Origin of the sequence: Cellulomonas avistercoris (genome assembly GCF_014836445.1) — a bacterium.
In the GTDB taxonomy this organism is placed as follows: domain Bacteria; phylum Actinomycetota; class Actinomycetes; order Actinomycetales; family Cellulomonadaceae; genus Cellulomonas; species Cellulomonas avistercoris.
This window is the reverse complement of sequence record NZ_JACSQV010000002.1, coordinates 393,708-418,233: the sequence shown is the minus strand read 5'-3', so window position 1 is coordinate 418,233 and position 24,526 is coordinate 393,708. Positions and strand designations below refer to the sequence as shown.

Below are 24,526 nucleotides of genomic sequence, written 5' to 3'. Positions count from 1 at the left end.
ACTTCCACCCCCTCGCCTCCATCTGTCCGCGTCCAGGTTCTGCAATGCTTCGGGCGATCGATGGCAGCGCCGCACTAGGGGAGCACGTGACCAACTTCGGGTTCTTGCGGGACGAGTTCCCGGTGGTGTTCGCCGAGGCCGCGCGAGCGGAGCAGTTCGCCAGGGTGGACCCGCGCACGTCGTGCTTCTACTCGCGCCGTGCCCTGGAGGTCGCTCTCACCTGGGTGTTCCAGTACGACACCTCGCTCAAGCAGCCGTACAAGGCCGACCTGTCGGGAATGATCCACGAACCGACCCTGCGGCAGCTCGTAGGCAACGACGTCCAGGCGAAGATGGAGATCGTCCGCAAGAAGGGCAACGCCGCCGTCCACTCGACGCACGCCGCCTCGGGGCAGGACGCGGTGGTGACGCTCCAGCAGCTCTTCCACGTCCTGTACTGGTACGCCCGCACGTACACCAAGCACCCGGGGAGCATCCCGGCGAGCCTGCAGTTCGACGTCGCCGCAGTGCCCGACCCGGGGGCGACCAAGGCCAAGACCCAGGCCCAGCTCCAGTCCCTCGCCGCGGACCTGGAGAACAAGGACGCGCAACTCGCCGCAGCCGCCGAGAAGACTGCCTCACTGGAGACGCAGCTCGCCTCGCTCCGGGCGCAGGTCGCCGCCGCCAAGGCCGCGAACGAGGCGGTCCCAGACACCCACGACTACGACGAGGCCACGACCCGCGACCTCTTCATCGACACCCTGCTCGAAGAGGCAGGGTGGGTGCGCGACGCCGCCGACGGCAGCCCCAACTACACGATCGAGCACGAGGTCGCCGGCATGCCCAACGTGCAGGGCGTCGGGTTCGTCGACTACGTGCTCTGGGGTGCCGACGGGCGGCCACTGGCCGTCGTGGAGGCCAAGCGCACACGCCGCGACCCGCAGGTGGGGCAGCAGCAGGCCAAGCTCTACGCCGACGCGCTCGAGGCCGAGTACGCGCGTCGCCCGGTCGTCTACTACACCAACGGGCACGAGCACTGGATGTGGGACGACCACGCCGGGGCCGGCTACCCGCCGAGGAAGGTCGCGGGCTTCCGCACGCAGGACGAGTTGGCGTACCTCATCGGTCAGCGCGGCGACCGCGCGAGCCTGCTGACGGCGCCGATCGACGAGAACGTCGCGGGGCGGTACTACCAGCAGCGCGCGATCCGGGCGATCGACAAGGCCTTCGAGACGGACAACCAGCGTGAGGTGCTGCTGGTCATGGCGACGGGGTCGGGCAAGACTCGCACCGTCGTCGCGCTCGTGGAGCAGCTCATGAAGGCCGGCTGGGTGCGGCGCGTGCTGTTCCTGGCCGACAGGAAGGCCCTGGTGAAGCAAGCCGCTGATGCTTTCAAGGAACATCTCCCAGAGTCGTCACCCGTCAACCTGGTGACCGACCGGGGCGGCGAGGGCCGAGTCTTCGTCTCGACCTACCCGACGATGATGAACCTCATCGACACCCGCTCGGAGGGCACCCGCAAGTTCGGACCTGGGTTCTTCGACCTCGTCATCGTCGACGAGGCGCACCGGTCGGTGTACCAGAAGTACCGCGCGCTCTTCCACTGGTTCGACGCGCTGCTCGTGGGGCTTACCGCCACGCCCAAGGACGAGATCGACCGCAACACCTACGAGCTGTTCCACCTCGAGAACGGCGTGCCCACTGACGCCTACTCCTTGGAGCAGGCCGTAGCCGACCAGTACCTCGTGCCGCCCACGCCCATCTCGGTGCCGCTGAAGTTCCAGCGTGAGGGCATCCGGTACGCCGAGCTCTCCGAGGCGGAGAAGGACGAGTGGGACGCGCTGGAGTGGGGCGAGGACGGCCCGCCGGACGAGGTCGACCCCGACGCGCTGAACAAGTGGCTGTTCAACACCGACACCGTCGACAAGGTGCTCCAGACGCTCATGACCCACGGCCTGCGGGTCGCGGGCGGTGATCGGATCGCCAAGACGATCATCTTCGCCAAGAACGATGCCCACGCCCGGTTCATCGCCGAGCGGTTCGACCACGCCTACCCGCAGTACAAGGGGGAGTGGGCCCGCGTCATCACCTATTCGGCGACGTACGCGCAGTCGCTCATCGACAACTTCGCCACGACCGAGAAGGCCCCGCACATCGCGATCAGCGTCGACATGCTCGACACGGGCATCGACGTGCCCGACGTCGCCAACCTCGTCTTCTTCAAGATCGTCCGCTCGTCGTCGAAGTTCTGGCAGATGATCGGCCGCGGCACCCGCCTGCGCCCCGACCTCTTCGGGCCGGGGCAGGACAAGAAGGAGTTCTACGTCTTCGACTTCTGCCAGAACCTCGAGTACTTCGGGCAGAACCCGACCGGGCACGAGGGCTCGGTCCAGCAGTCGGTGTCCCAGCAGATCTTCACGGCCCAGGTCGAGCTGCTCCTCCGCGTCCAGCAGCTGACAGTCGACACGACAGCGGACGAGAGCGACGACGGCACGACGGCACTGCCCGCCCTGCGCGACGACCTCAAGGGCTCGCTTCACGACAAGGTCGCCGGCATGACCCTCGACAACTTCGTCGTCCGCCCACACCGACCCTGGGTCGAGCGGTTCAGCGTGCGAGAGGCGTGGCCCGGGCTTGATGAGCAGACCGCCCGCGACGTTGTCGAGCACCTCGCCGGACTGCCCACCACGGTCGTCGACGAGGACGAGAAGGCCAAGCGGTTCGACCTGACCATGCTCAAGCTCCAGCTCGGTGTGCTGGACCCGACGCTGGCCACCGACCGGCTGCGGCGCCAGGTCCAGCAGATCGCCTCCGGGCTGCTGGAACAGACCAGCATCCCGCAGATCAAGGCTCAGGCCGTCCTGCTCGAGGACCTCGCAGGCGACGAGTGGTGGGTCGACGTCACCGTCCCCATGCTGGAGCTCGCACGTCGACGGGTGCGTTCCCTGGTCCGGCTGCTCGCGCGCACCAAGCAGCCGATCATCTACACCAACTTCGAGGACACCCTTGGGCAGTTCGAGATGGTCGACCTCGGGCGGCCGCACGTCGGCGTCGACCCCGAACGGTTCCGCGCGAAGGCCCGCGCCTACCTGCGCGCCCACGAGGACCACACCGCCCTGCAGAAAGTGCGCCGCGGGCGTCAGCTCACACCGACCGACCTTGACGAACTCGAGCGCATGCTCGCCGAGTCCGGGGCTGGCACTGACGTCGAGATCGCCGAGGCTAAGGCTTTCGAGGGTGGGCTCGGTGTCTTCATTCGGTCGCTGGTCGGCCTCGAGCGATCGGCCGTCGAAGAAGCGTTCGGGGAGTTCCTCTCAGGAACGACGTACACAGCCGAGCAGATCGACTTCATCCACCTTGTCGTCGCCGACCTCGCATACAACGGCGTCATGAAGCCCGAAGTGCTCTGGGAGTCGCCGTTCACCGACGACGCTCCGGGTGGGCCCGACGACGTATTCGACGGGGTCGAGATCGATCGAATAATCGATCGGATCCGCCACCTCAATGCGACAGCCGAGGTCCCTGTGGCTTCATAGTCTGCCTCGAGCCGAGACTAAGTTTGTGGCTGCGGCCGCAGGCTCGGCAACCTTGCTTAGTCAGCGGGTGTCAGGCGTTGTCCGGGGATACTCGCTTCGCAAGCATCGGCGGCGGCGTTGAATCGCGCCTCTCGACTAGTCGTCAACAAAGGGGTGTGGACGGAATGGTAAATGGTGACTTGTTAGACGCTGCACGGATGTCTCCGGGTTTGAGCCGCAACCTCGCGGTCCTAGTTGGAAACGGTCTCAGCATCGCCTACAACCCAGAACTCGCCCTGCCGTCGCTGACAGCAGCGCTGCTAGAGCGCATTGCGGAGATTCCAGGTGGCGGTTCAGAGGCCGTGTCCGCGATGAAGCAGATCGCAGAGCGCGCTCTTCCGGACGGGGCCTGGACCGACGGGGACTTCGAGACGCTGGTCGGAGCCTTCGGCGCAGAAGGTGCAACTATGCGGTACCTGTCCAATCTGGCAGAGATCTTCGTGCCGGAAGATGAAGAACTCGCCTCGGCTCTTGATCGGGTTGCCAAGTTCGCAGGCCAGGTGCGGGACTTGGGAATCAGTCACGTTCTCGAGACGATCTTCGAGCGGTCGCGGACTGAATATGATCGGGCGCAAGGGCTTTTTGAGCTGTGCCGTGCGATAGTTGGGAGCTTCTCGGGCCGCATCACCATTGGCAACCTAAACTACGACACACTTCTTCTTTCTGCTCTCTTGGAGACGTGCGCCGCCGAGCTTGCTGACATGGGCCACGGATATCGCAAGGTGCGCGTTTCCGTTGGATCGGCAACATACGAGGTGCCAGCGCTCCGACGGGCGGCCAGCGACTTCCCGAGCGACCGGCGGGTGCAACTCCTCCACTTGCACGGAAGCCTGTCCTTCTGGGCGGACCCCAACACGAATGTGTATGCCAAACTCGACACTGGTTTCCTCGAGACCTATGGCCTGTGGAAGGCCGTCCGCGATGGCGAACTTGACGAGCGCCCTGTCGTCGTCCTAGCAAATCAACGTGACAAGTCCGACCATGTCAAGCAGTATCCGTTTTCGCTTGCGTATCAAGTGTTTGAGGAGCGCCTCGCGCAGGCGAATTACTGGTTGATCATCGGCTACTCTTTCAGGGACTCGTGCGTGAACGAGCGTTTGCGTGCCACTTTCGCTGACCGGGAGGCCAGCGGGAAGCCCAGAGTGCTGGTCGCGACCTACGGCGCGAGTCCAACGACAAGAGACGTCGAGCGAGCGATGGGGTGGGGCGCGGAGGACGGTGACTCCTCGGACTGGCTAACCGTCTTCCGAGACGGCGCGGACGCACTGAGAGAGTCGAGCGCCTGGACCGCGTTCAGCTCGTAGCTGCCCCGCTGTGCTGCTCGGGCTGGCGGATGCGCCGCAGCCACCGGGCGGCGAGTTGGCGAGCTCGTGGTGGGTGCCGTGGCCATCGCAATGGCGACAAGCAGCCGATACCCGCCCACCACAGGCATACTCACCGAGATGGGTGGAACGTGCAGCGTTGGACTTGACCGCATTGAGGGGGAACCATGCGAGCGATCGTCCGTGGTGGCCGGGCAGATGGCAGAGTCATCGAGTCCTACAACGAAGCCCGGGTCGTACCTCGCGCCGGACTTCGTATACGAGTCGACGTCGTCGGTCACGCGCGGGTCTGAGCGAGGCAACCCCTACCGGTTCGCTGGGTACGAAGACATCGACGGTGAGCGGTTCGCGATCCTGAGTCCGGTGTAGCGCTGGGGATCGGAAGTGCGTGCAGGACGCCGGGTCTCGGGACCCGAGCGTCTCGGTGCGAGTGGGGACAGCCCCGGTGGCCCTGCGCCCCCTGCAAGGTGCCGATCTCCGGTATCGAGTGCAGCGGCGTGGAGTCACGGTGATCGCCTAGCCCGCGCCCGCCTGCGAGGAGGCGCGCGATTCGGGCACCGGCTCCTCGGTCCGATAGCCCTGGTCAGCGCATTGCGGTGTGAGCGCTTCGCTCGTTTGGTGTGACGGTCTTCCTCTCGCCTGGGTCTTCGCGCACTTGAGAGCAGTTGTGTCACCACCCCGCCGCGGGGTACTGACGGAACTCAGTGCCTTGAAGTGACAGAACCCCTCGCGAGGGGCCCGGAAGGGCTCCTCGCGGGGGGTTCAGTCGTTCCGGCAGGGCTCGTTCGGGCCGTTCGTGGCTGGACGATCGGCGCGAGCCGGCGTTGGCTCACTCAGACGACTCTGTCTGGGTACGACGATGGGCCCACCGGCCTGTGGCCGTGGGCTTGTCGAGGGTGCCGGGTTGTCGCCGGGGTCAGGCTGCGGTGGGCGGACTCAGCGCCGCGGGCGGCTCGTCGTCGTCGAGGGGGATCTCCTCGTACCCGGCGATCGCGCGGTCGCGTGCGAGCAGGATGTCGTCGCCCTGGAACCCGGTGCGCTTGGCCCACTTGCGGGCTGCGCGCAGGTTGTAGTGCACGATCGCGAAGGCGGTCATGATCGCGGTGGCGGCCAGCCCGACGAGGCGGATCCAGCCGCGCTGCACCCCTTCGCCGTCGCGGGCCTTCATGTTCCCGAAGATCGCCTCGATGGCGGTGCGGCGGCTGTAGTCGGCGATCCACGCGTCGGAGCCCCAGCGGTCGGGCGGCGCGGATGGGCCGCACCGAGCTGCCGTTGCACGTGGCGTGGTCCGCCCAGGATCGATGTGTCGACCTCGGGGACCGTCGCGCTCGCGCCCGGGCTTACGAGCAGCTGCTCGTCGAGGGCACGGCTGAGGACATCGCCGCCGCGGTCGACGGTGCCCCGCTGGTCGCGTGTGGTCGGACCTGGTTCTCCCTCAGGCTGTGCGCGCGGCGTGGGAGCCGCGCATCAAGGCAGCGACAGGTCGGGCCGCGTGAGTCAGCACCCACCGCTGACCGACTTCCAGGTCGAGGTCGTGCGCCTGTTCACTCTTCCTGAGGCGGACGGATAACTGCTCGCCGGTGGTGCGGCGCTCGAGGAATCCCCAGAACGGTGAACAGTGCGGTACATCTGAGCGCTGTTCGCAAGGAGTGGAACGTCTTCTACCGCCGATTCGAGGTGGAGACCGTGATGCCGGCACGCCAGGACGTTCTAGACGAGGCGATCCGGATCGATGAGATGCTCGGCCACGTGTTCCGACCAAGGGAGCGTTGACGATGTACTGGCTCGGCCCCGCTGTGGACGGCGGCCTCGGTCCAGGCGTCGACTATGACGTCACCCGTGACCCGCACCTCGTCGGTGAGCTCACCTACGAGTTCGACGACTGGACCGGCGACGACATCACCGAGACGGCCGGGTACTGGCTGGTGAGCGACAGGCTCGCCCAGGCCCTGTCAGCGTCACCACTGACTGGCTGGGAACTCGCGCCGGTGCGTGTCACCACGTCCGACGTCTTCGATCAGCTGCACCCGGACGGGCTGGGCATGCCGACGTGGCATCGCCTGGTCCCCACCGGTACTCCCGGCGACGACATCACGCTCGTGGGCAGGGTGTACCTGTGCGTCAGCGACCGAGCGCTGCAGCTGCTCCGTCACTTCACGATCGAGCACGCGGCCGTGCGCCCCGTCTCGGAGATACCGACGCGGTGATGTGCGATCGGCGGAGCTGGAGCGCGCCTCTCGGTAAAGGAAGTGGCCATTACTGGAGCGCTGCGCTGATAGAACCCGCGTCCATCTGTGGTTCGCGGACGAGCTCGTCGATCGTTGGCCGAACGCTCATCAGTGGTGGCTCGGCTGCCTCGAGATCGCCCGTCAGACGCTCGCGTACGTCATCCGCCGGCAGTAGCTCCTCGACCTGCTGACACCGTGCTCGATGCCGGACAGCACCTCTCGCTACCCGGACGGACGGCCTTGCCCCTCGTCGTTCCCCCGCCGTGGCCGCCGCATCGTGCGGGCGGAGTGCCGCCCGTCACTCGCTCCCGGCCGGTGACGGTGCCGATGTCGGGAGCAGCAGCCGCACGTCGGGCAGCTGCACCAGCACGCCCCCTGCCCGCAGCCGGTCCATCGTGGTGTCGTCGAGGCCGTTGCCCTTGCCGCGCACGATCACCGCCGCGGATCCCGAGGTGAGGTACGCGACGGCGTCGTGCTGCCAGCGCGCGTTGTGGCGGCGCGAGACCGGCCGGCCCTGGTCGTCGCGCGTGCCGACGAGGTACGTCTGGCCGGAGACGTCGATGCGCGTGGCGCACCCCTGCTCCTCGTCGCGGGACAGGACGTCGAGCACCGCGAGCGCGCCGGGGGAGTCGGCGCGGACGCAGCCCGTGGCCGGGATGAGCTCGCGGGCCTCGGCCAGCGGACGCAGCTCCGGCGGCGGTGCCCGCAGCGCACCCGTGGTCAGCCCGAGCGCGCAGGTGGCCAGCGCCGCGACCCACACCCGGTGCCCGGAGGGGACGAGCGACACCCCCGCGGCCAGGACGAGCGCCACGGCGGCCGCGCTGTAGGCGGCGTAGTTCGCGTAGTACGACGGTGCGGCCAGGACCACCGCCACCTGCGCCACGAGGACCGCGACCCACAGCCGCGCCCGCCGACGCCGCCACGCGGCGAGCCCGGCGCCGACGAGGAGCACGCAGACGGCGCCCGTGACGGCCGCCCGCGCCGGTGCAGCGGCGTCGTGCAGGGCCGTGCCGGTCCCGGTGATGCCCTCGAGCCGATCGAGGACCGTGGTCGCGGTCCGTGGCCGGCCCAGCTGGGCCAGCAGCACCATGCGCACCGTCGCGGTGGGCGCGGCGACGAGGAAGGGAAGCACGACCAGCAGGGCGGACGCGGCGGCACCGGCCGTCACCCGGAGCGCCGGCCGGCGGCCTGCGGTCCACGCCGCCCAGGCGATCACGACGACGACCGGCGCCGCGTTCCAGATCTTGACCGTCGGCCCGAGCCCGAGCACGAGCCCGCCCGCGTACCACCACCAGCGGGAGGCGTCCGGGGCACGCGCCCGCTGCAGCAGCGACACGGCGACCAGCAGCGTCAGCGTGCCGAGCGGCTCGAGCAGCGTCAGGTGCTCGGCCTGCGCGGCGGCCGCCGAGAGGGCGTAGAGCCCGCCGGCGACGACGGCGGCGGCCGTGCCCCAGCGCCGTGCCAGCAGCACCACGAGCACGGTGTTCACCACGCCGACGACGAGGAACCCGACCCGCGCCGCGGCGAGCGCGCTCGGGTCGCTCACCCAGCGGGTGAGGGCGGCGAACGGGGCGAGCGCGAGGGCGACCCCCGGTGGGTGCAGCAGCAGGAAGTCCCGGTACGGCAGCCGGCCGTGCACGAGCGCGACGGCCGCGGAGAAGTACACGCCGTCGTCGTAGCCGTGGTACGCGCGCAGCCCGGCGGCACCGCCCAGGAGGCGCCAGCGCATGACGAGCGCCAGGACGCCGGCCGCGCAGGCGACCGCCCACGCCGTGGCGCGCCCGTCCTGCGTGCGCGCCGCCCCCCTGTGGCCTGCACGAGCCATGCCGCCAGCGTCGCAGCGCGTGGCGGGTGCTGCCACAGGCCGGTCGTCCCGGCCGCCGACGGCGGAGGTTCAGACGCGCGCGACCACGTCGTCGCCCGTCGGCTGCTGGTCCGGCGCGCGGCTCTCGGTGGCGTCGTGGCGCAGGACCGCAGCGGCGAGCAGGCCCTGCCCCACGGTGTAGGTCAGCATGACCCAGAACCCCTGACCCGCGAGGTCCCACGACGGCACGAACGCCTCGAGCGCGATGAGCGCGTCGCTCACCAGGAAGATCGCCCCGCCCAGCGCCGCGACCCGTCCGAGCCCGGTCGCCAGCACCGCCATGGCGGTGAGCAGCACGCCGTAGACGCACACGGGCACTAGGAGGCTCCCCGCGTGCGGTGCGCACAGCGCCACCAGCGTCACGAGCACCGCGGCGTACGGGAGCACCAGGACCCGACGCCGGTGCAGCACGGACCTGCGCACCCAGGGGAGGAACGCCACGACGTAGGCCACCTGGGCGAGCAGGAAGAACCCGACCATCACGAGGAACGACAGGTCGTCGGCGACGAGCGACGGCACGAGGTCGCCGAGCCACGAGAACCCGAGGGCGACGAGCACCCAGCGCACCAGCCGGCCGCGCGGTGGCCGCGTGGCGGCCAGGACGACGGCGGCGAGCGCCGGCATCAGGGTCCACTGGCTCACGGTCGACAGGTCCTGCGCGCCCGTCGCCTCGGCGGTGAGGTGGACGAGCACGAGCACGACGGCGACCGCTACCCAGATGCGCGCGGTGATGGACAGCGAGCGTCCCACGACGACCTCCTCCGCCGCGGGGCTGTGCACCCGGCGACCGACAGTGCGGGACCCCGTCGTCCCGGCGCGCCGATGCTAGACCGCGCACGGCGTGCTCGCGTGCAGGTCAGAGCGCAACCCGTTGCTGCACGACCCGTCAGCGGCCCAGCTCGCTCGGCACCGCCGCGGTGAACCCGAAGAACTCCGCGGCGAGCTCCGCGGTGTCGACGTCGGTGTTGGTCCGGCCCACGACGCGCGACCAGGCCTTCGGGCCGGGCACGGTGTGGCCGCCGCCCACGACGGTGAGCAGCACGACGGGGTCCTTGCCCGGCGCGCCGAACTCCTCGCGGACGACGTGGGTGCGCCCCGCCGCGGGGAGGTCGGTGCGGGTGGGGGTGAGGTCGAGGCCGTTGCGGGCGGCGAAGTGGCGGGCGGTCGCGGGGGCGGAGATCCCGCGGCCGCGGGGCAGGAGCCCGAGCAGCCTCGCCTGCCCGCCCTCGTACGGGACGACCGGGTCGGCCGTCCCGTGCACGAGGGTGAGGGGCACCGATCCGGGTACCACGCCGGTCGCGTTCTCCTCCGCCGGCACGGGCAGGGCGGCGGCCACGACGACCGCGCCGCGGATGCGGCCGGGGGTGCGGTGCAGCAGCCGCAGCGTCAGCCGGCCTCCGTTGGAGTAGCCGACCAGGAACGGTCGGTCGTCGGTGAGCCCGAGCTCGGTGGCCAGGCCGGTCGCGGGGCGGGCGGCGCCGACGCCGTCGCGGTGGGCGGGCTGACGCCCGTGCAGGCGCTCGTCGTTCCAGCTGCGCCTGTGCCCCTCGAGGTAGGCGACGACGGCGCCGTAGCGGGTGGCCAGGGTGTCGAGGAGGTCGCCCGTGGCGCGGCGGAAGACCGCGGGGGTCTGCGTCGAGCCGTGCAGGACGAGGACCAGGGGGCTCGTGGCGCGGACGTGCGGCGGGGTGAGCAGGAGGTAGCGGCGGCGGCGGCCGTCGACGTCCACGGTGCGTTCCTGGAGGCTCATGCGGCCGCTCCGATCTGGAAGAAGTTCCGGTTCGGCGTCAGCATGCCACAAACGGAAGGAATTCCAAATGGAGGACGCTCCGGTTGGCGTAGCCTGACGCGGTGACCGAGGCCCCCGGACCGCTGCGCGCCGACGCCGCCCGCAACCGCGCGCGGCTGCTCGACGTCGCACGCGAGCACCAGCGCCGCAGCGGGACGGTCCCCCCGCTGGCCACGCTGGCCCGCGAGGCGGGGGTCGGGGTGGGCACGGTCTACCGGCACTTCCCGACGACGGGCGCGGTGCTGGCGGCGCTCGGTGAGGACGGGATGCGCCGGGTCGTCGAGGCCACCCGGACGGCGGCCGCGCACCCGGACCCGGCGCAGGGGCTCGCCGAGGTCATCGGGTTCGTCGTCCGCGGGCAGTGCGTCGACCCGGGGATCGCCGCGATGCTCGAGCCCGACGAGGGGTGCGGACCCCAGCCGTTGGTCGAGGAGCTCGGCGGGCTCGTCGCGATGCTGCTGGACCGGGCACGCGCGGCGGGCGCGGTCCGTGCCGACCTCGACGCCGGTGACGTGCGGCGGCTCGTCGTCGGGATCGCGCACGCCCTGCGGCTGCCCCCGGGGGTGGACGCGGGCCCCGCGGGTGAGCGGACCGTCGACCGCTACGTCCGCGTCCTCGTCGACGGGCTGCGGACCGACGACAGGTAGGCCTCCCGCGGCGCGTCGCACCCGCGCGCACGCCAGGATGTCCCGCGTGACCCTCTATGCGCAGACCCCGTGGCGCCGCAGCCGTCAGATCGTCGGCGACCTGTTCGTCGTCGCCTGGGTGGTCCTGTGGGTCCGCCTGGGCCTGTGGGTGCACGAGGTGGTGGGCCGGCTCGGCGCCCCCGGACGCACGCTCGAGGACGCCGGGTCCTCGCTCTCGGAGAGCCTGACGTCCGCCGGTGACGCCGTCGGGCGCGTCCCGCTCGTCGGCGACGACGCGCGCGGCCCGTTCACGGCGGCGGGTGGCGCGGCCGACTCGATCGCCCGCGCGGGCGTCGAGGTCCAGCAGGGGGCCTCGCAGCTCGCGCTGCTGCTCGGACTGCTCGTCGCGGCCGTCCCGGTCGTGCTCGTCGTGGGGGTCTGGCTGCTGCTCCGCGTCCGGTTCGTCCGCCGCGCGCGTGCGGCCGGCCGCATCCTCGACTCGGCAGCCGACCTCGACCTGTTCGCCCTGCGCGCTCTGGCGACGCAGCCGGTCCGGGCCCTGGCCCGCGTGAGCGACGACCCGGCCGCGGCGTGGCGCCGGGGCGACCCGGAGACCGTGCGCGCGCTCGCGGCGCTCGAGCTCGGCTCGCTCGGGCTGCGCGCTCCGGTCGGGCCGCCGTCGCCCTGAGCCGGCCGGCACCGACCTCGCGTCGCCCCACGGGCAACGCGCGCGCCGACGCCGGGTGTGCTCGACTGCCCACAACGGCGGACGCGTCACGCGAGAGGATCCGGCGATGGCGAGCTCGATGACGAGGCTGGCACAGGCGGCGATGAAGTGGGCGCCGCGCCTCATGGCGGCGCTCGAGGGGCTCGAGCAGCTGAACAAGCGGTTCCCCGACGCGCCCGGCAAGGCCGCCGCGTACGCGCGCCGGCTGGGGAGCACGTTCTCGCAGGCACGGGCCAGGCGCTCGGCGGGCGGACGGGTGCGGCACACGCTGACGGTCGTGCGGGAGGCGACGGCGGCGATGGAGCTGGACCGTCCGGGGGATGCGGAGTTCGCCGCGCGTGCGAGTGCCTGGCGACGCAGGGCCAACGACCTCGAGGCGGCGCTGACGCTCGCCGACTCGGTCGGGGGCAGGCCCGGGCGCAGGCTCACCGGGGAGCTGCGGGCCCGGACCGACCTGCTGGCGCGTGAGGTCATCGACGCGTTGGCCGAGTCGGTGCGCTCGGCCGGCGAGGGGTCCGCGCAGCCCTGACGGCCGGGCTCACGACGCGGCCCGTGGCGGGCCCCGCGCTTCCGGCTTACGGTCAAAGGAGGTGGCGCGGCCCGACGTCCGAGGAGGCCCCCGTGACGAGCCCCGCGGAGACAGCGGCGCGCAAGCGCCCCAGGGGCAGCCCGCTGCTGATCGTGCTCATGATCATCGTGGTCGTGCCCTCGGTGCTGGTCGCCGACGACTGGGGAGCCGGCCCCGCCGGGATCATCGGGGGCCTGACCGGCCTGTTCTCGCTCGTGGTCTTCATCGGTGGCCCGCTGCGCCCCGACCTGCGCGTCGCCGCGGTGATGGGGCCGCTGCTGGTCGTCGCCGCTGCGGTACCGCGTCTGGTGGCCGAGACGTCGCGGCCCGCGGCGATGGCGCTCGTCGTGCTGCTGGTCTTCGTGGCCGCGCTGCTCCCGCTGATCGGGCCGCGGTTCGCCAACGCCGGCCTGGGGCTGGGCATGACGACGGTGTTCGGGTACGGCTACGCGCCCCAGGGCGGGGCGGACCACCGCCAGGTGATCGCCGCCGCCGTCGCCGGTGTGGTCGTGGCGCTCCTGCTGCGGGTCCTGCTGGGGATCTCCGACCCGTCGAAGCCGACGCGCGAGCAGGTCGCGGCGGTGCTCGTCGCCGACGACCCGGGCGCCGCCACGGCGACCGCGTTCGGCACGTGGCTCACCGACGGCCGGCCGCGCTGGCTCGCGGACGTGCTGGAGCAGGGCTCGCGGTACCGCGTCGCCCTGCGCGGTGCCGAGCTCGCGGGTGCCGCCCCCGACGCCACGGCCGCGCTGCGGACCCGGGCCGGTGAGCTCGCCGCGCGGCTGAAGGCCAAGCCGGGCCGCGCGCAGCACGACTCGGCACCGGCCGCGACGACGGGCGGCGAGGCGGGTGTGGCCGACGCCGCCCGCGCGCTGGACGCCGTCGAGCAGGCGATGGCCGGTCGCGACACCACGCCGGTCCGGCTCGACCGCGACCGGCGCCACCACCTCCAGGACGCCGTGCTGCACCCGTCGGCCCGGCTGCGGTCGGTGCAGGTCCGGCACGCGGTGCGCACCGCGCTCGCGGTGCTGGTGATGCTGCTCGTCACGTCGCGTCTGCAGCGGGGCGACCCGCTGGTCTCGACCGTGCTGCTGACGACGTTCGGCATCCTGCAGGCCAGCTGGAGCGGCACGGTCACCAAGGCGAGGAACAAGATCATCGGCCTGGTCGTGGGCTCGTTGACGGTCGCGGTGGTCCTGCTGGTCGTCCCGTCGCGCTACCTGGTGACGGTCGCCCTCGTCGCCCTGTGCCTGGGGCTCTGGTACATCGTCACGCGCCCGGCGCTGGGCGGTGCGTTCATGGTCGTCGTCAGCGTCGGGTTCAACTCGGTGACCCGTGACCTGAACGCGGTCGACCTGCTGCGGCAGTACGTGGTGCTCACGGTGATCGCGGTGGTGGTGGGCGTCGTCCTCGGGTTCGCCGTGGTCCCGGGGTTCCGGCCGCCGCCGCTGCGGCGACGTGTCGAGGCTGCGGCGACGGCGACGGCGGCGGCGCTGCGCGCGTCGAGCGGCGCGGGCCCGCAGGGACCCGAGACGCTCGCCCTGTTCCGGGACGCCGTGCGCGAGCAGGACGAGCTGGTCCCCGACGGCGACGAGCTCGACGACCGGCAGCTCGCCGCGCTCGACGCGCTGCGCACCGGCCTGCGCGACCTGAGCGTCCTGGCCGGAGGGGCAGGGCTGACCGACGGTGAGCTGGAGCAGCTGGTGCGCACGCTGAGCGTGGACGGCCGGGCGGACGCGGACGAGCGCGCCGGCGGTACGCCGGCGGCCGCCGGACCGGCGTCGTCGATCCTGCGGGGGCTGGCCGAGCAGGCCGGGTCGGCCGAGCGGTACCTGCTGCGGACGCTGCCGGCCGGCGCCTGAGCGTCGGGGTGGCGACCCGATCGGTCAGACCTCGACGGGCCGGACGCCGAGCTCGCCGAGCAGCGTCAGGACGCGGGCGCGGATCTCGTCACGGATGGGCCGCACCGCCTCGACGCCCTGGCCGGCCGGGTCCGCCAGCACCCAGTCCTCGTACCGCTTGCCGGGGTAGAACGGGCACGCGTCCCCGCAGCCCATCGTGACGACGACGTCGGACGCCTGCACCGCGTCGGTCGTGAGGAGCTTCGGCCGCTCGGCGCGCAGGTCGATGCCCACCTCGAGCATCGCCTCGACCGCGGCGGGGTTGGTCCGCTCGGCGGGGGCGGACCCGGCCGAGCGCACCTCGACGGCGCCGCCCGACAGGGCGGTGAGAAACCCGGCGGCCATCTGCGAGCGGCCGGCGTTGTGGACGCAGACGAACAGCACGCTGGGCCGGTCGGCGCCCGTGGCGATCTCGGTGCTGGTCTCGGTCCCGGCGGTGGTCTCGGTCATCGGTGCTCCTCGGTCTCAGGGGGCGGTGGTGGGCAGCAGCTCGGTCAGCAGGGCGCGCACGCGGGCGTCGATGTCGTCGCGGATGGCCGCGACGCCCTCAGGAGAGGCGAGGGCCGGGTCGCCGACGACCCAGTCCTCGTAGCGCTTGCCGGGCAGGACCGGGCACGTGTCGCCGCAGCCCAGGGTGACGACGACGTCGGCGGCGCGGACCGCGTCGTCGGTGAGCGGCTTGGGGAACACCGCGTCGGCGTCGGTCCCGAGCGCGTCGAGCAGCGGGCGGACCGCGGCGTGCACGGCACCGGCGGGTGCGGACCCGGCGGAGCGGACGACCACGGCGTCGCCGGCGTGGTGGTGCAGCAGGGCGGCGGCGAGCTGGGAGCGGCCCGCGTTGGCGACGCACACGAACAGCACCTGCGGCACGCGCGCCGCGGCCGGCGTCGCGACGCGGGTGATGTCGGCCAGGCGCTGGGCGGCGAACCGCTGCGCGGTCGGGACGAGGTGCGCGCTCACCCCGGCGCCGCGCGCCAGCGCCGCGTACGACTCGCGCACGGTGCGCAGCACGAGGTCCGGCACGAGATCCGGGAAGCGGGCGGCGAGGTCGTCGGCGACGCGGGTCAGGGTCGCGTCGACGTCCGCGAGCCCGGTCAGCGGGCGGTCGCGGGGAGGCGTGGTGTCGACGGCGGCCGGTGCGAAGGCGTCCAGGAGCGCGGACACCGCACCCTTCACGCCGGGCGCGACGCGGTACCAGACCCACGTGCCGCGCCGCTCGGAGGTGAGCACCCCCACGTCCTTGAGCACCTTGAGGTGGTGGGACACCGTGGGCTGGGAGACGTCGGCGACGCCCCCGATGTCGCACACGCAGGCCTCACCGGTCGGGCTCGTGGTGATGAAGGACAGCATGCGCAGACGCAGCGGGTCCGCCAGCGCCTTGAGCACGGTGGCGACCTCGGTCGCCGCCCCGGCGCCCATGGCGTGCGCGTCGGGGCGGGGGCCGGGCCGGGGGGTGCAGCCGGTGTCGGCGACGGGGGTGGACGGCGTCGTCATGGGCGGACCTCCGCAGGGGTGGGGACGGCGTACGGGTCGGTCGCGAACCAGCGGCGTGCCGCCCACAGGGACACGTAGACGAGCCCGACGAGGACCGGGACCTCGATGAGCGGTCCGACGACCCCGGCCAGCGCCTGCCCCGACGTCGCGCCGAACGTGCCGATCGCGACGGCGATCGCGAGCTCGAAGTTGTTGCCGGCCGCGGTGAAGGCGAGCGTCGTCGAGCGCGCGTACCCGAGGTGCAGGCCCTTGCCGGCCGCGAGGCCGACGCCCCACATGACCGCGAAGTAGACCAGCAGCGGCAGCGCGATCCGGGCGACGTCGAGCGGGCGGCGGGTCACCGCGTCGCCCTGCAGCGCGAAGAGCAGCACGATCGTGAACAGCAGCCCGTACAGCGCCCACGGGCCGATCCGCGGGACGAACGCCGACTCGTACCAGTCGCGCCCGCGCGTGCGTTCCCCGACCCAGCGGGACGCGAACCCGGCGGCCAGCGGCACGCCGAGGAAGACCAGGACGTTGAGCGCGACCTCGCCGACGGAGACGTCGAGCCCCTGGGTGTCGAGGCCCAGCCACGCGGGCAGGACCGTCAGGTAGAACCAGCCGAGGAGCGAGAACGCGACGACCTGGAAGACCGAGTTGATCGCGACGAGCACGGCGGCGGCCTCACGGTCCCCGCACGCGAGGTCGTTCCAGATGACGACCATCGCGATGCACCGCGCCAGGCCCACGACGACGAGGCCGGTGCGGTACTCGGGAAGGTCGGGCAGGAACAGCCACGCGAGCGCGAACATCAGCGCAGGCCCGACCAGCCAGTTGAGGACGAGCGAGCTGACGAGCAGGCGGCGGTCGCCCGTGACGGCGGCCACCCGGTCGTAGCGGACCTTCGCCAGCACCGGGTACATCATCACGAGCAGCCCGAGCCCGATGGGCAGCGAGATCCCGCCGACCTCGAGGCGTGCGAGCCCGTCCGCGAGGGCGGGCACGAACCGGCCGAGCCCGAGGCCGGCGAGCATGGCCAGGCCGATCCAGGCGGGCAGCCAGCGGTCGAGGGTCGACAGGCGCGGGGCGGCGACCTGCTCGGTGGGGGCGACGGTCCCGGTCCTCGACGACTCTCGCTGCTTCGACACATGTCTATATTGACAGCGATCAAGACAGCGGCGGAACCAGCAGCAGATGAACACGTCGTGAACCTGCCGTCCGCGTCGCGGCACAATGGACGCGGCACGTCGGCCGTCGAGGGGGACTCACGTGACATCTGCACCGGGCACGACCGTCGAGGCGCCCGCCCGCGAGCCGCTCGTGCCGGAGGGCCCGCCGCTCGCCCCCGCGCGTCTCGCGCGCCACGCCCGCCACCTCAACCTGCCGGGCATCGGCGTCAGCGGGCAGCGACGCCTGGCCGCGGCACGCGTCCTCGTGATCGGTGCCGGCGGGCTCGGCAGCCCTGCGCTGCTCTACCTCGCGGCCGCGGGCGTCGGCACGCTCGGCATCGTCGACGACGACGTGGTCGACGAGTCGAACCTGCAGCGCCAGGTGCTGCACCGGACCGCCGACGTGGGCCGTCGCAAGGTCGACTCGGCGCGCGAGGCCGTGCTCGCGGCCGACCCCGAGGTGACCGTCGAGGTGCACCCCGTGCGGCTGAGCGCGGCCAACGCGCTCGACATCGTCTCGCGGTACGACCTCGTGCTCGACGGCTCGGACAACTTCGCGACCCGGTACGTCGTGAGCGACGCGACGTCGATCGCGGGCGTGCCGCACGTGTGGGGGGCGCTCGAGCGGTTCCGCGGCCAGGTCAGCGTGTTCTGGTCCCGCCCGCCGCAGGGCCACGCGCCCGTGACGTACCGCGACGTGTTCCCCGAGCCGCCCGCGCCGGGCACCGTGCCGACGTGCGCCGAGGGCGGGGTGCTCGGGGCGCTGTGCGCGACGATCGGGTCGGTCATGGTGACCGAGGCCGTCAAGCTCGTCACGGGTGCGGGGCGCTCGCTGCTGGGCCGGCTCGCGATCTACGACGCCGCCGACGTGACGTGGCGCGAGCTGCGCGTCGTCGCCGACCCGACGCGCCCGCCGGTCACGCACGTCGCGGAGCCCGAGGTCGAGGTCTGCGACGTGCCGTCGCCCGCACGGGTCTCGGCGGACGCGGCGATCTCGGCGCTCCAGCTGCGTGACCTGCTCGACTCCGCCGCCCCGCCGTACGTGCTCGACGTGCGCGAGGAGTTCGAGCGGGACATCGTCACGATCCCCGGGTCCGTCCTGGTGCCGGCCGGGCAGCTGCTCGGCCCGCGGGGCGGCGACGCGCTCGCGGACCTGCCGAGCGACCGGCTCGTGGCCGTGTACTGCAAGGCCGGGTCGCGGTCCCAGCGCGTCGTCGACGCCGCGCACGCCGCCGGACGCGACAACGTCGTCCAGGTCGCCGGTGGCGTGCTCGCCTGGGTCGACGACGTCGACCCGACGCTCAGCCGGTACTGACGGCCCGGACCCTCACAGGGCCAGGTCGAGGTTGCCGGGCGGGCGTCCCACGAGCCCGTCCGTCGGCGAGGACGCGAGCGCGTGCTCGCGGCGCGGGATCCGCCCGGCGAGCCGCGCCGCGCGCCCGGCCCGGACCGCGAGCGCCATCGCGCGGGCCATCCGCGGCGGGTCCGCGGCCCGCGTGACGGCCGACGCGACGAGCACGCCGTCGCACCCGAGCTCCATCGCGAGGGCCGCGTCCGACGCGGTCCCGACGCCCGCGTCGAGGATCACGGGGACCTGCGCGCGCTCCGCGATCGCCGCGATGCTGCGCGGGTCGAGGATGCCGAGCCCCGAGCCGATCGGGGAGCCGAGCGGCATCACGGCCGCGCACCCGACGTCCTCCAGGCGCCGCGCGACCACGGGGTCGTCGCCCGTGTACGGCAGGACCGTGAAGCCCTCGCGGACCAGGCGGTCCGCGGCCTCGACGAGCCCGAACGGCTCGGGCAGCAGGGTGACGTCGTCCGCGAGCACCTCGAGCTTGACCCAGGACGTGCCGCACGCCTCGCGGCCGAGCTCGGCGGTCAGCACGGCCTCGCGCGCCGTGAAGCAGCCCGCGGTGTTGGGCAGCGCGCGGATGCCCAGGCGCGTCAGCAGCGCCCACACCGACTGCTCACCGCCCGGGCGGACGCGGCGCAGCGCGACGGTGGTCAGGCGGGTGCCCGACGCGACGAGCGCGTCCTCGAGCCGGTCGAGGTTCGGGGCGCCACCCGTGCCGAGCACGAGGCGCGGACCGACGACCGTCCCGGCGACGACGAGCGGGTCGTCCCCGTCCCACGGGGCGACGACGGGCGCCGCGCCCGCGGGCGTCGCGGCGGTATCGGGGCTGGTCGGCGCGCTCATCCGCCCTGCACCGCCGTGACGACCTCGAGCCGCGCGCCGGCGGGCACCGGGGTGTCCGCCCACAGACCGCGCGGCACGATCGCGTCGTCGAGCGCCGCGGCCACGCCCGTGGGTGTCCCGGCGGCGCACCCCGCGGGAGCGGTCGCGGCGTCGGAGAGCAGGCCCTGGACGACGGTCGCCACCGTCAGGCCGGCGTCCCACGGCTGCGGGACGCCGTTGACCGTCACGACGGGGGCGGGTGGTGCGGCCACGACCGGCAGCTCCTCGGTGTCGGCGGTGCGGGTGTCGGCCGTGCGGGTGTCGGTGGTGCGGGCGTCGGTCGTGCGCGTCTCGGTCATGCGGGGCCTCCGGTGGTGGTCGGTGCGGTGGGGGTGAGCAGGCGCCGCGGGTCGCACGCCCGCGCGGCGTCGGGCGGGTCGTCGCCGGTCAGCAGCGCGTCGAGCGTCGCGGCCGTCAGGGGTGTCTGCAGGACGCCGTTGCGGTGGTGCCCCGTCGCGAGGACCAGGCCGGGCAGACCGCTGAGTCCCACCAGGGGCAGGTGGTCGGGCGTCGCCGGGCGGGACCGCGTCGTGACGTCGACCAGCGGCAGCTCGTCGATGCCCGGGACGAGCGCGCGCGCGTCGCGCAGCAGCGCGAAGACGTCACCGGACCGCGTGCCGGCCGGCGGTGCGCCCTCGTCGCTCGTCGCCCCGACGACGACCTCGCCGCTCGAGCGCGGCACCAGGTAGACGGGCCGGTGCTGCACGGTGCCGCGCAGCAGAGGCAGGCCCGCGAACCAGGGCGCCCCGCGCGCGTCGAGCCGCAGCGTCGTGCCGACGACGGGACGCACGGGCACCGCCACCTCCGGAACGTCGCGCACGAGGTCCGCCGACCGCGCCCCCGCGGCGAGCACGACGAGGCCGGCACGCAGGGTCCCGCCGTCCGCGGTACGCACGCCGACGACGTCGCCCCGGGCGTCGCGCACCAGGCCCGCGGCGGTGGCGGGCACGACGCGGGCGCGCGCGTCGCGGGCGAGCACCGCGCGCAGGGCTCGCGCCACGGCGCGCGGATCGACGTGCTGCTCACCGGCCGCCCACGTCGCGGCGGCCAGGTGGGGCCCGAGCAGCGGGACGCGCTCGCGGGCCTCCGCCGACGTCACCTCGTGCACGTCCAGCCCCCACGACCGCTGGAGCGCGAGCAGGTCGCGGCACCGCTGCGCGTCGGCCGCGTCGTACGCGACGGTCAGCGTGCCCGACGCCGCCAGGCCGACGTCCACGCCGGACGCCGCCGTCAGCTCGCGCGCGAACGCGCCCCACAGGGCGGCCGAGGCGACGTTGACGCGCGCGAGCCCGTGCTCGCCGTGCTCGGCCTCCGAGACGGGCGCGAGCATGCCGGCGGCGGCGTGCGTGGCCCCGCCGCCCGGGTCGGGGTCGACGACGGTGACGCGCGACCCGGCGCGGACCGCGCGCCAGGCCGCGGTCAGGCCGATGATCCCGCCGCCGACGACGAGGACGTCGACGCTCGCCGAGGAGGTGCGGGCGGTGGGGCGGGCAGGGCTCGCCACGCGGTGCTCCCTTCGCTGGCATGACCCAGATCAGGTTCGACGGTCGGCTCTGACGCCCTCTCAGCCCCGCTCCGTGCGGGGCTCCCGTGCGCCGGCCACACTACGCTGCCCGACATGTCCGACGCCTCCGACGTCCGCGCGCAGCGGCGTAGCCGCCTCGCCGACGCGCACCTGTACCTGTGCACCGACGCCCGGCGCGCGGCCGGCGACCTCGACCGGTTCCTGCACGCGGTGCTGGCCGGCGGCGTCGACGTGGTCCAGCTGCGCGACCGCACGCTCGACGTCGTCGACGAGCTCGCGATCGGTGCCCGTGTCCGTGACCTCGCGCACGAGCACGGGGCCCTGTTCGCGGTCAACGACCGCGCCGACCTCGCGGTCGCGCTGCGCGCCGACGTGCTGCACACCGGGCAGCGGGACCTGCCCGTCGCGCAGGCGCGGGCGCTCGTCGGGCCCGGCGTGCTGCTCGGGCGCTCGTCCGGCGGTGGCGAGGCCGCGGCCGCGGCCGACGAGGACCCCGACGTCGACTACTTCTGCGTGGGGCCCGTGCGGGCGACGCCCACCAAGCCGGGCCGCGAGCCCGTCGGGCTCGACGCCGTCCGCGCGGTCGCCGCCGCCGCACCGGCGACGCCGTGGTTCGCGATCGGCGGGGTCGACGAGCCGCTGCTCCCCGACGTGGTCGCCGCGGGCGCGCGCCGCGTGGTCGTCGTGCGCGCGCTCACGCAGGCGCCCGACCCGCGGCACGCCGCGGAGCGGCTGCGCGCGCTCGTGGCCCCGGTCCCCGACTGAGGCCGCCGCGACGCGGCCCGGACGTCAGAACGGGAGCGGCGCCCGCAGCACCCCCTGGCCGATGAACGTGGCGATCGCATCGAGCCGTCGCTCCGAGTCCGCGCAGGCCTGCGGGGTCGCGCCCTGCCGCCACACGCGCGTCGCCTCGATCCACGCGAGGTCGCGGGTGAACGTGACGACGAGGTCGGAGAGCCAGTTCGCGCCGACGTCCCACGGTGCGCCGTCGGGTCCGCCGGACAGCAGCGACCCGAGTTCCTCGCGCAGCCCGTCCATCTCGAGCGCGAACACGTCGTTGACCAGGTCGTAGTCGTGGTGCTGCGCACCGTCGGCCCCCTCGGCGTCGGGCGGGACGGTGCGCCAGGTGGCGACGAGCGCAGGGGCGAGGTCGTAGTTGATGTGGGCGTTCACGCCCAGCACCGCGAAGTTCACGGGCGCCACGTCCGGGTCGCTGCGGTGGTCGAACAGCACGCGCCACACCCCGGGTGCCGTGGCGTCGTCGTCGGCGTGGTCGCGCAGCGCCTGGAAGAACCGCTCGGCGAACTCCAGGTCGAGCCGCACCAGGAACGGGGACGACCGGAACTCACCGCTCGCGACCATCTCGCCGATCCGGCGGGTGATGGTCAGGTAGAGCCGGGTGAAGGACGCGATGCCGTCGTCCGGCCCGCGGGGTGAGGACGTCGCGGCCTCGTCGAGGACGGCCTCCAGCCGCTCGACGACCTCCGGGATCGACGTCGGTGGTGTGTCGCCCGCGAGCCGGGCGAGGCGCAGCAGGTCGGGTGCGCCCGGCGTGGCGCCGGCCGGGCGGCGGGTCTCGGGAGCGTCCATCCATCAGCTCCTGTCCGCTGCCGGCCGCGTGCCCGGCCGCCGCCGCAGCACCAGTGCCCCGTACGGCTCGAGCTCCACGGCGTCGACGGATGTCCCGTCGAGCTGCTCCAGCCCGCCGTCGGCCACCTCGGGGGTGACGCTCACAGCGTCCGCGTGCTCGCTGACCAGCACGACGACCTCGCGCCCGTCGCCCTGGACGAGCCGGTCGACCAGCACCCGCGGGTCGTCGGGGACGCGCACCGGGCGCTCGACCCCGGCGACCGTCGCGAGCGCGTCGTACAACCGCCACGTGTCCTCGGGGTTGACGCGGCCCTGCGCGCTCGCGAGGTACTCCAGCGGGTAGGTGCACAGCACCGCGCGCCCGGCCCCGTGGTCCTTGACGACCACCGCCGGCCGCCCGTGCGCGTCGCGCGCGACGACCGTCGCGTCGAGCACCGTCACGGGCAGGTACGCGCGGGCCTCGGCGTTGCCCGCGACGCGGAACCGCAGGACGTCACCCGCGTGCAGCGACCCGAGGTCCGCCTCGAAGGTCAGGACGACCTCGTCGTCGTCGATCGGGTCGACGAGCCCGTAGGCGAGCTCGCGCTGCACGCCGAACAGCTCCTCGGTGCGGATCCACCACGGCCCGCGCTGCACGGGCGACTCCCCGGCGCAGTACGACGCGTAGACGGTCGCGCCCGCGGCGGCCAGGTCGACCAGCTGCACCCACGACGGCCCGCACAGCTGCTTGACCGAGGGCAGCAGGTACAGGTCGTACCCGCCGGGCAGGCCGCCGTCGGTCTGCTCGCGCACGACCCCCACGGGCAGGTCGGCCGCGCGCGCCGCGACGTACGCCTGCTCGCCGGTGCGGACGATGAGCGCGCGCTCGTCCTCGTTCGTGAACGGGTAGTCGGCCGCGAGGTGCGACGGCACGACGAGCGCGGCCTGCGCCGGGGCGCGCTCGCACCGCGGCAGGTCGATCTCCCGGAGCGTCGCGGCGAACCGCTCGAGCTCGAGCAGCGGCGGCTTGGGCTCGCCGTCGGACGTCGTGATGCCGAAGTGCAGCTCGAACGGGTGGTGGGCGTACGGCCGCTGGCCCAGGACGGTGTCGTAGTCGGTGTTGTTCCACGCGATCCAGCCGGTCGCACCGGCCAGGAGCGTGGTGTGCAGGAGCTGGCGGTAGTACGCGGCGGCGCCGGCGGGGGAGACGAAGTCGCTCGAGAGCCCGAACTCCTCCATCACGACGGGCCGCCCGCCCACGGCCGCGAGCTCGCACACCCACGCGGCCTTGAGGTGCTGGCGCACCTGGTCGGACTCCATGCGGTAGACGTGCGGGCCGGTGAAGTCGACGAGGTGCCCGAGGTCCACCGTCGAGTAGCCGTTGTCGTGACCGGTCTGCTCGATGCCCCACGCCCCGTCGCCGACGGACACGGGCTGGTCCCCTCCACCGGCCCGCACGGCGTGCACCATGAGCCGCGCCCACGCCTCGACGTCCTCACGCCGGCCCTCGCCGCCGTAGATCGGCATCTCGTTGGAGATCAGCCAGCCGGCGACCGCGGGGTGCGCGGCGTAGCGGGCCGTGAGCGTGCTGATGTACCAGGCCTGCCGCCCGACCATCCAGACGTCGGTGTACAGGTCCCGCCCCGCGCGCCACACCGGGTCCCAGTTCTCGCCGGACATGTGCCCGACGAGGAACGTCGGGATCGTCGTCATGCCGGCCTCGGTGTGCGCGTCGAGGAAGTCCGCGTAGTGCGCGCACTGCTCCTCGTCGAGCGTCGTCGGGGTGGGCATTATGTCGGGCCAGTAGAAGAACGAGCGCGTCATGGTCAGCCCGTGGCGGGCCAGGACGGCGAGCTCCTGCCGCACGAGCGCACCGTCGTAGCTGCGCCACATCAGCGGACCGCCGGCGCGGGACCAGAAGTTGGCGCCCAGCCACGTCACCGGCCCTCCCGGACCGGCGACGTGGCTGGAGGGG

21 protein-coding genes and 1 riboswitch are annotated in these 24,526 nt (G+C 73.2%); of the genes, 9 read left to right on the top strand and 12 right to left on the bottom strand.

Annotated features, from left to right (window positions below; all coding sequences use genetic code 11):
• The first annotated feature begins 86 nt into the window (after nucleotides 1–86).
• On the top strand, nucleotides 87–3,515 hold the full coding sequence (locus H9657_RS04185; protein WP_191780598.1) for a DEAD/DEAH box helicase family protein: 3,429 nt from the start codon (nucleotides 87–89) through the stop codon (nucleotides 3,513–3,515).
• Between the two features lie 197 nt (nucleotides 3,516–3,712).
• Entirely contained in the window at nucleotides 3,713–4,858 is a 1,146-nt protein-coding gene (locus tag H9657_RS04180; RefSeq protein WP_191780596.1) for an SIR2 family protein, read from the top strand.
• Between the two features lie 934 nt (nucleotides 4,859–5,792).
• Here the strand turns inward: H9657_RS04180 and H9657_RS04175 are convergent.
• On the bottom strand, nucleotides 5,793–6,044 hold the full coding sequence (locus H9657_RS04175; protein WP_191780594.1) for a hypothetical protein: 252 nt from the start codon (nucleotides 6,042–6,044) through the stop codon (nucleotides 5,793–5,795).
• Between the two features lie 607 nt (nucleotides 6,045–6,651).
• Between H9657_RS04175 and H9657_RS04170 the strand changes: the two genes are divergently transcribed.
• Complete coding sequence (locus H9657_RS04170; protein WP_191780592.1) at nucleotides 6,652–7,083, top strand: hypothetical protein; 432 nt, start codon at nucleotides 6,652–6,654, stop codon at nucleotides 7,081–7,083.
• Between the two features lie 319 nt (nucleotides 7,084–7,402).
• Here the strand turns inward: H9657_RS04170 and H9657_RS04165 are convergent, their stop codons facing one another.
• The 3 genes from H9657_RS04165 to H9657_RS04155 all read right to left on the bottom strand — a co-directional run bounded on the left by H9657_RS04165 (nucleotide 7,403) and on the right by H9657_RS04155 (nucleotide 10,718).
• Nucleotides 7,403–8,929 carry a glycosyltransferase family 39 protein gene (locus H9657_RS04165; RefSeq protein WP_191780591.1) on the bottom strand — a complete coding sequence of 509 codons (1,527 nt, stop codon included), beginning with the start codon at nucleotides 8,927–8,929 and terminating at the stop codon, nucleotides 7,403–7,405.
• 69 nt (nucleotides 8,930–8,998) lie between these two features.
• Entirely contained in the window at nucleotides 8,999–9,718 is a 720-nt protein-coding gene (locus H9657_RS04160; protein WP_191780589.1) for a lysoplasmalogenase, read from the bottom strand.
• A 136-nt stretch (nucleotides 9,719–9,854) separates the two neighbouring features.
• Nucleotides 9,855–10,718, bottom strand: a complete 864-nt coding sequence (locus tag H9657_RS04155) for an alpha/beta hydrolase family esterase (RefSeq protein ID WP_191780587.1) — start codon at nucleotides 10,716–10,718, stop codon at nucleotides 9,855–9,857.
• A 101-nt stretch (nucleotides 10,719–10,819) separates the two neighbouring features.
• Here H9657_RS04155 and H9657_RS04150 point away from each other — a divergent pair, with 101 nt between their 5' ends.
• The 4 genes from H9657_RS04150 to H9657_RS04135 all read left to right on the top strand — a co-directional run bounded on the left by H9657_RS04150 (nucleotide 10,820) and on the right by H9657_RS04135 (nucleotide 14,540).
• On the top strand, nucleotides 10,820–11,404 hold the full coding sequence (locus tag H9657_RS04150) for a TetR/AcrR family transcriptional regulator (protein ID WP_191780585.1): 585 nt from the start codon (nucleotides 10,820–10,822) through the stop codon (nucleotides 11,402–11,404).
• Between the two features lie 46 nt (nucleotides 11,405–11,450).
• Nucleotides 11,451–12,071 (top strand): hypothetical protein, encoded by a 621-nt coding sequence (locus H9657_RS04145; protein ID WP_191780583.1) that lies wholly within the window; start codon nucleotides 11,451–11,453, stop codon nucleotides 12,069–12,071.
• Between the two features lie 106 nt (nucleotides 12,072–12,177).
• Complete coding sequence (locus H9657_RS04140; protein ID WP_191780582.1) at nucleotides 12,178–12,639, top strand: hypothetical protein; 462 nt, start codon at nucleotides 12,178–12,180, stop codon at nucleotides 12,637–12,639.
• A gap of 92 nt (nucleotides 12,640–12,731) precedes the next feature.
• On the top strand, nucleotides 12,732–14,540 hold the full coding sequence (locus H9657_RS04135; RefSeq protein WP_191780580.1) for an FUSC family protein: 1,809 nt from the start codon (nucleotides 12,732–12,734) through the stop codon (nucleotides 14,538–14,540).
• A gap of 24 nt (nucleotides 14,541–14,564) precedes the next feature.
• Here the strand turns inward: H9657_RS04135 and H9657_RS04130 are convergent, their stop codons facing one another.
• Genes H9657_RS04130 through arsB form a run of 3 tightly spaced genes read right to left on the bottom strand, consistent with a single transcriptional unit; the run spans nucleotide 14,565 to nucleotide 17,200 of the window.
• Nucleotides 14,565–15,029 carry an arsenate reductase ArsC gene (locus tag H9657_RS04130; protein ID WP_191780578.1) on the bottom strand — a complete coding sequence of 155 codons (465 nt, stop codon included), beginning with the start codon at nucleotides 15,027–15,029 and terminating at the stop codon, nucleotides 14,565–14,567.
• A gap of 15 nt (nucleotides 15,030–15,044) precedes the next feature.
• Entirely contained in the window at nucleotides 15,045–16,073 is a 1,029-nt protein-coding gene (locus tag H9657_RS04125; RefSeq protein WP_191780576.1) for a metalloregulator ArsR/SmtB family transcription factor, read from the bottom strand.
• Nucleotides 16,070–17,200 (bottom strand): ACR3 family arsenite efflux transporter, encoded by a 1,131-nt coding sequence (arsB, locus tag H9657_RS04120; RefSeq protein ID WP_404813132.1) that lies wholly within the window; start codon nucleotides 17,198–17,200, stop codon nucleotides 16,070–16,072. Before arsB ends, H9657_RS04125 begins: the two co-directional genes overlap by 4 nt.
• 85 nt (nucleotides 17,201–17,285) lie before the next feature.
• Here arsB and H9657_RS04115 point away from each other — a divergent pair, with 85 nt between their 5' ends.
• Entirely contained in the window at nucleotides 17,286–18,536 is a 1,251-nt protein-coding gene (locus tag H9657_RS04115) for a ThiF family adenylyltransferase (protein ID WP_191780574.1), read from the top strand.
• A 12-nt stretch (nucleotides 18,537–18,548) separates the two neighbouring features.
• Here H9657_RS04115 and H9657_RS04110 read toward each other — a convergent pair whose 3' ends face one another.
• The 3 genes from H9657_RS04110 to thiO all read right to left on the bottom strand — a co-directional run bounded on the left by H9657_RS04110 (nucleotide 18,549) and on the right by thiO (nucleotide 20,961).
• Nucleotides 18,549–19,418, bottom strand: coding sequence for a thiazole synthase (locus tag H9657_RS04110; RefSeq protein ID WP_191780572.1), 870 nt, complete (start codon nucleotides 19,416–19,418; stop codon nucleotides 18,549–18,551).
• Complete coding sequence (gene thiS, locus H9657_RS04105; protein WP_191780570.1) at nucleotides 19,415–19,756, bottom strand: sulfur carrier protein ThiS; 342 nt, start codon at nucleotides 19,754–19,756, stop codon at nucleotides 19,415–19,417. Before thiS ends, H9657_RS04110 begins: the two co-directional genes overlap by 4 nt.
• The gene (gene thiO / locus H9657_RS04100) at nucleotides 19,753–20,961 is read right to left on the bottom strand and encodes a glycine oxidase ThiO (RefSeq protein WP_191780568.1); all 1,209 of its coding nucleotides are present in this window, start codon (nucleotides 20,959–20,961) and stop codon (nucleotides 19,753–19,755) included. Before thiO ends, thiS begins: the two co-directional genes overlap by 4 nt.
• A riboswitch (TPP riboswitch) is annotated at nucleotides 20,952–21,059 on the bottom strand. (Overlaps the previous gene by 10 nt.)
• 16 nt (nucleotides 21,060–21,075) lie before the next feature.
• Here thiO and thiE point away from each other — a divergent pair.
• Nucleotides 21,076–21,747 carry a thiamine phosphate synthase gene (gene thiE / locus H9657_RS04095; RefSeq protein WP_191780566.1) on the top strand — a complete coding sequence of 224 codons (672 nt, stop codon included), beginning with the start codon at nucleotides 21,076–21,078 and terminating at the stop codon, nucleotides 21,745–21,747.
• A 24-nt stretch (nucleotides 21,748–21,771) separates the two neighbouring features.
• Here thiE and H9657_RS04090 read toward each other — a convergent pair whose 3' ends face one another.
• Nucleotides 21,772–22,572 (bottom strand): DUF5995 family protein, encoded by an 801-nt coding sequence (locus tag H9657_RS04090; protein WP_191780564.1) that lies wholly within the window; start codon nucleotides 22,570–22,572, stop codon nucleotides 21,772–21,774.
• A gap of 3 nt (nucleotides 22,573–22,575) precedes the next feature.
• Nucleotides 22,576–24,492, bottom strand: coding sequence for a cellulase family glycosylhydrolase (locus H9657_RS04085; RefSeq protein WP_318241273.1), 1,917 nt, complete (start codon nucleotides 24,490–24,492; stop codon nucleotides 22,576–22,578).
• Between the last annotated feature and the right edge of the window lie 34 nt (nucleotides 24,493–24,526).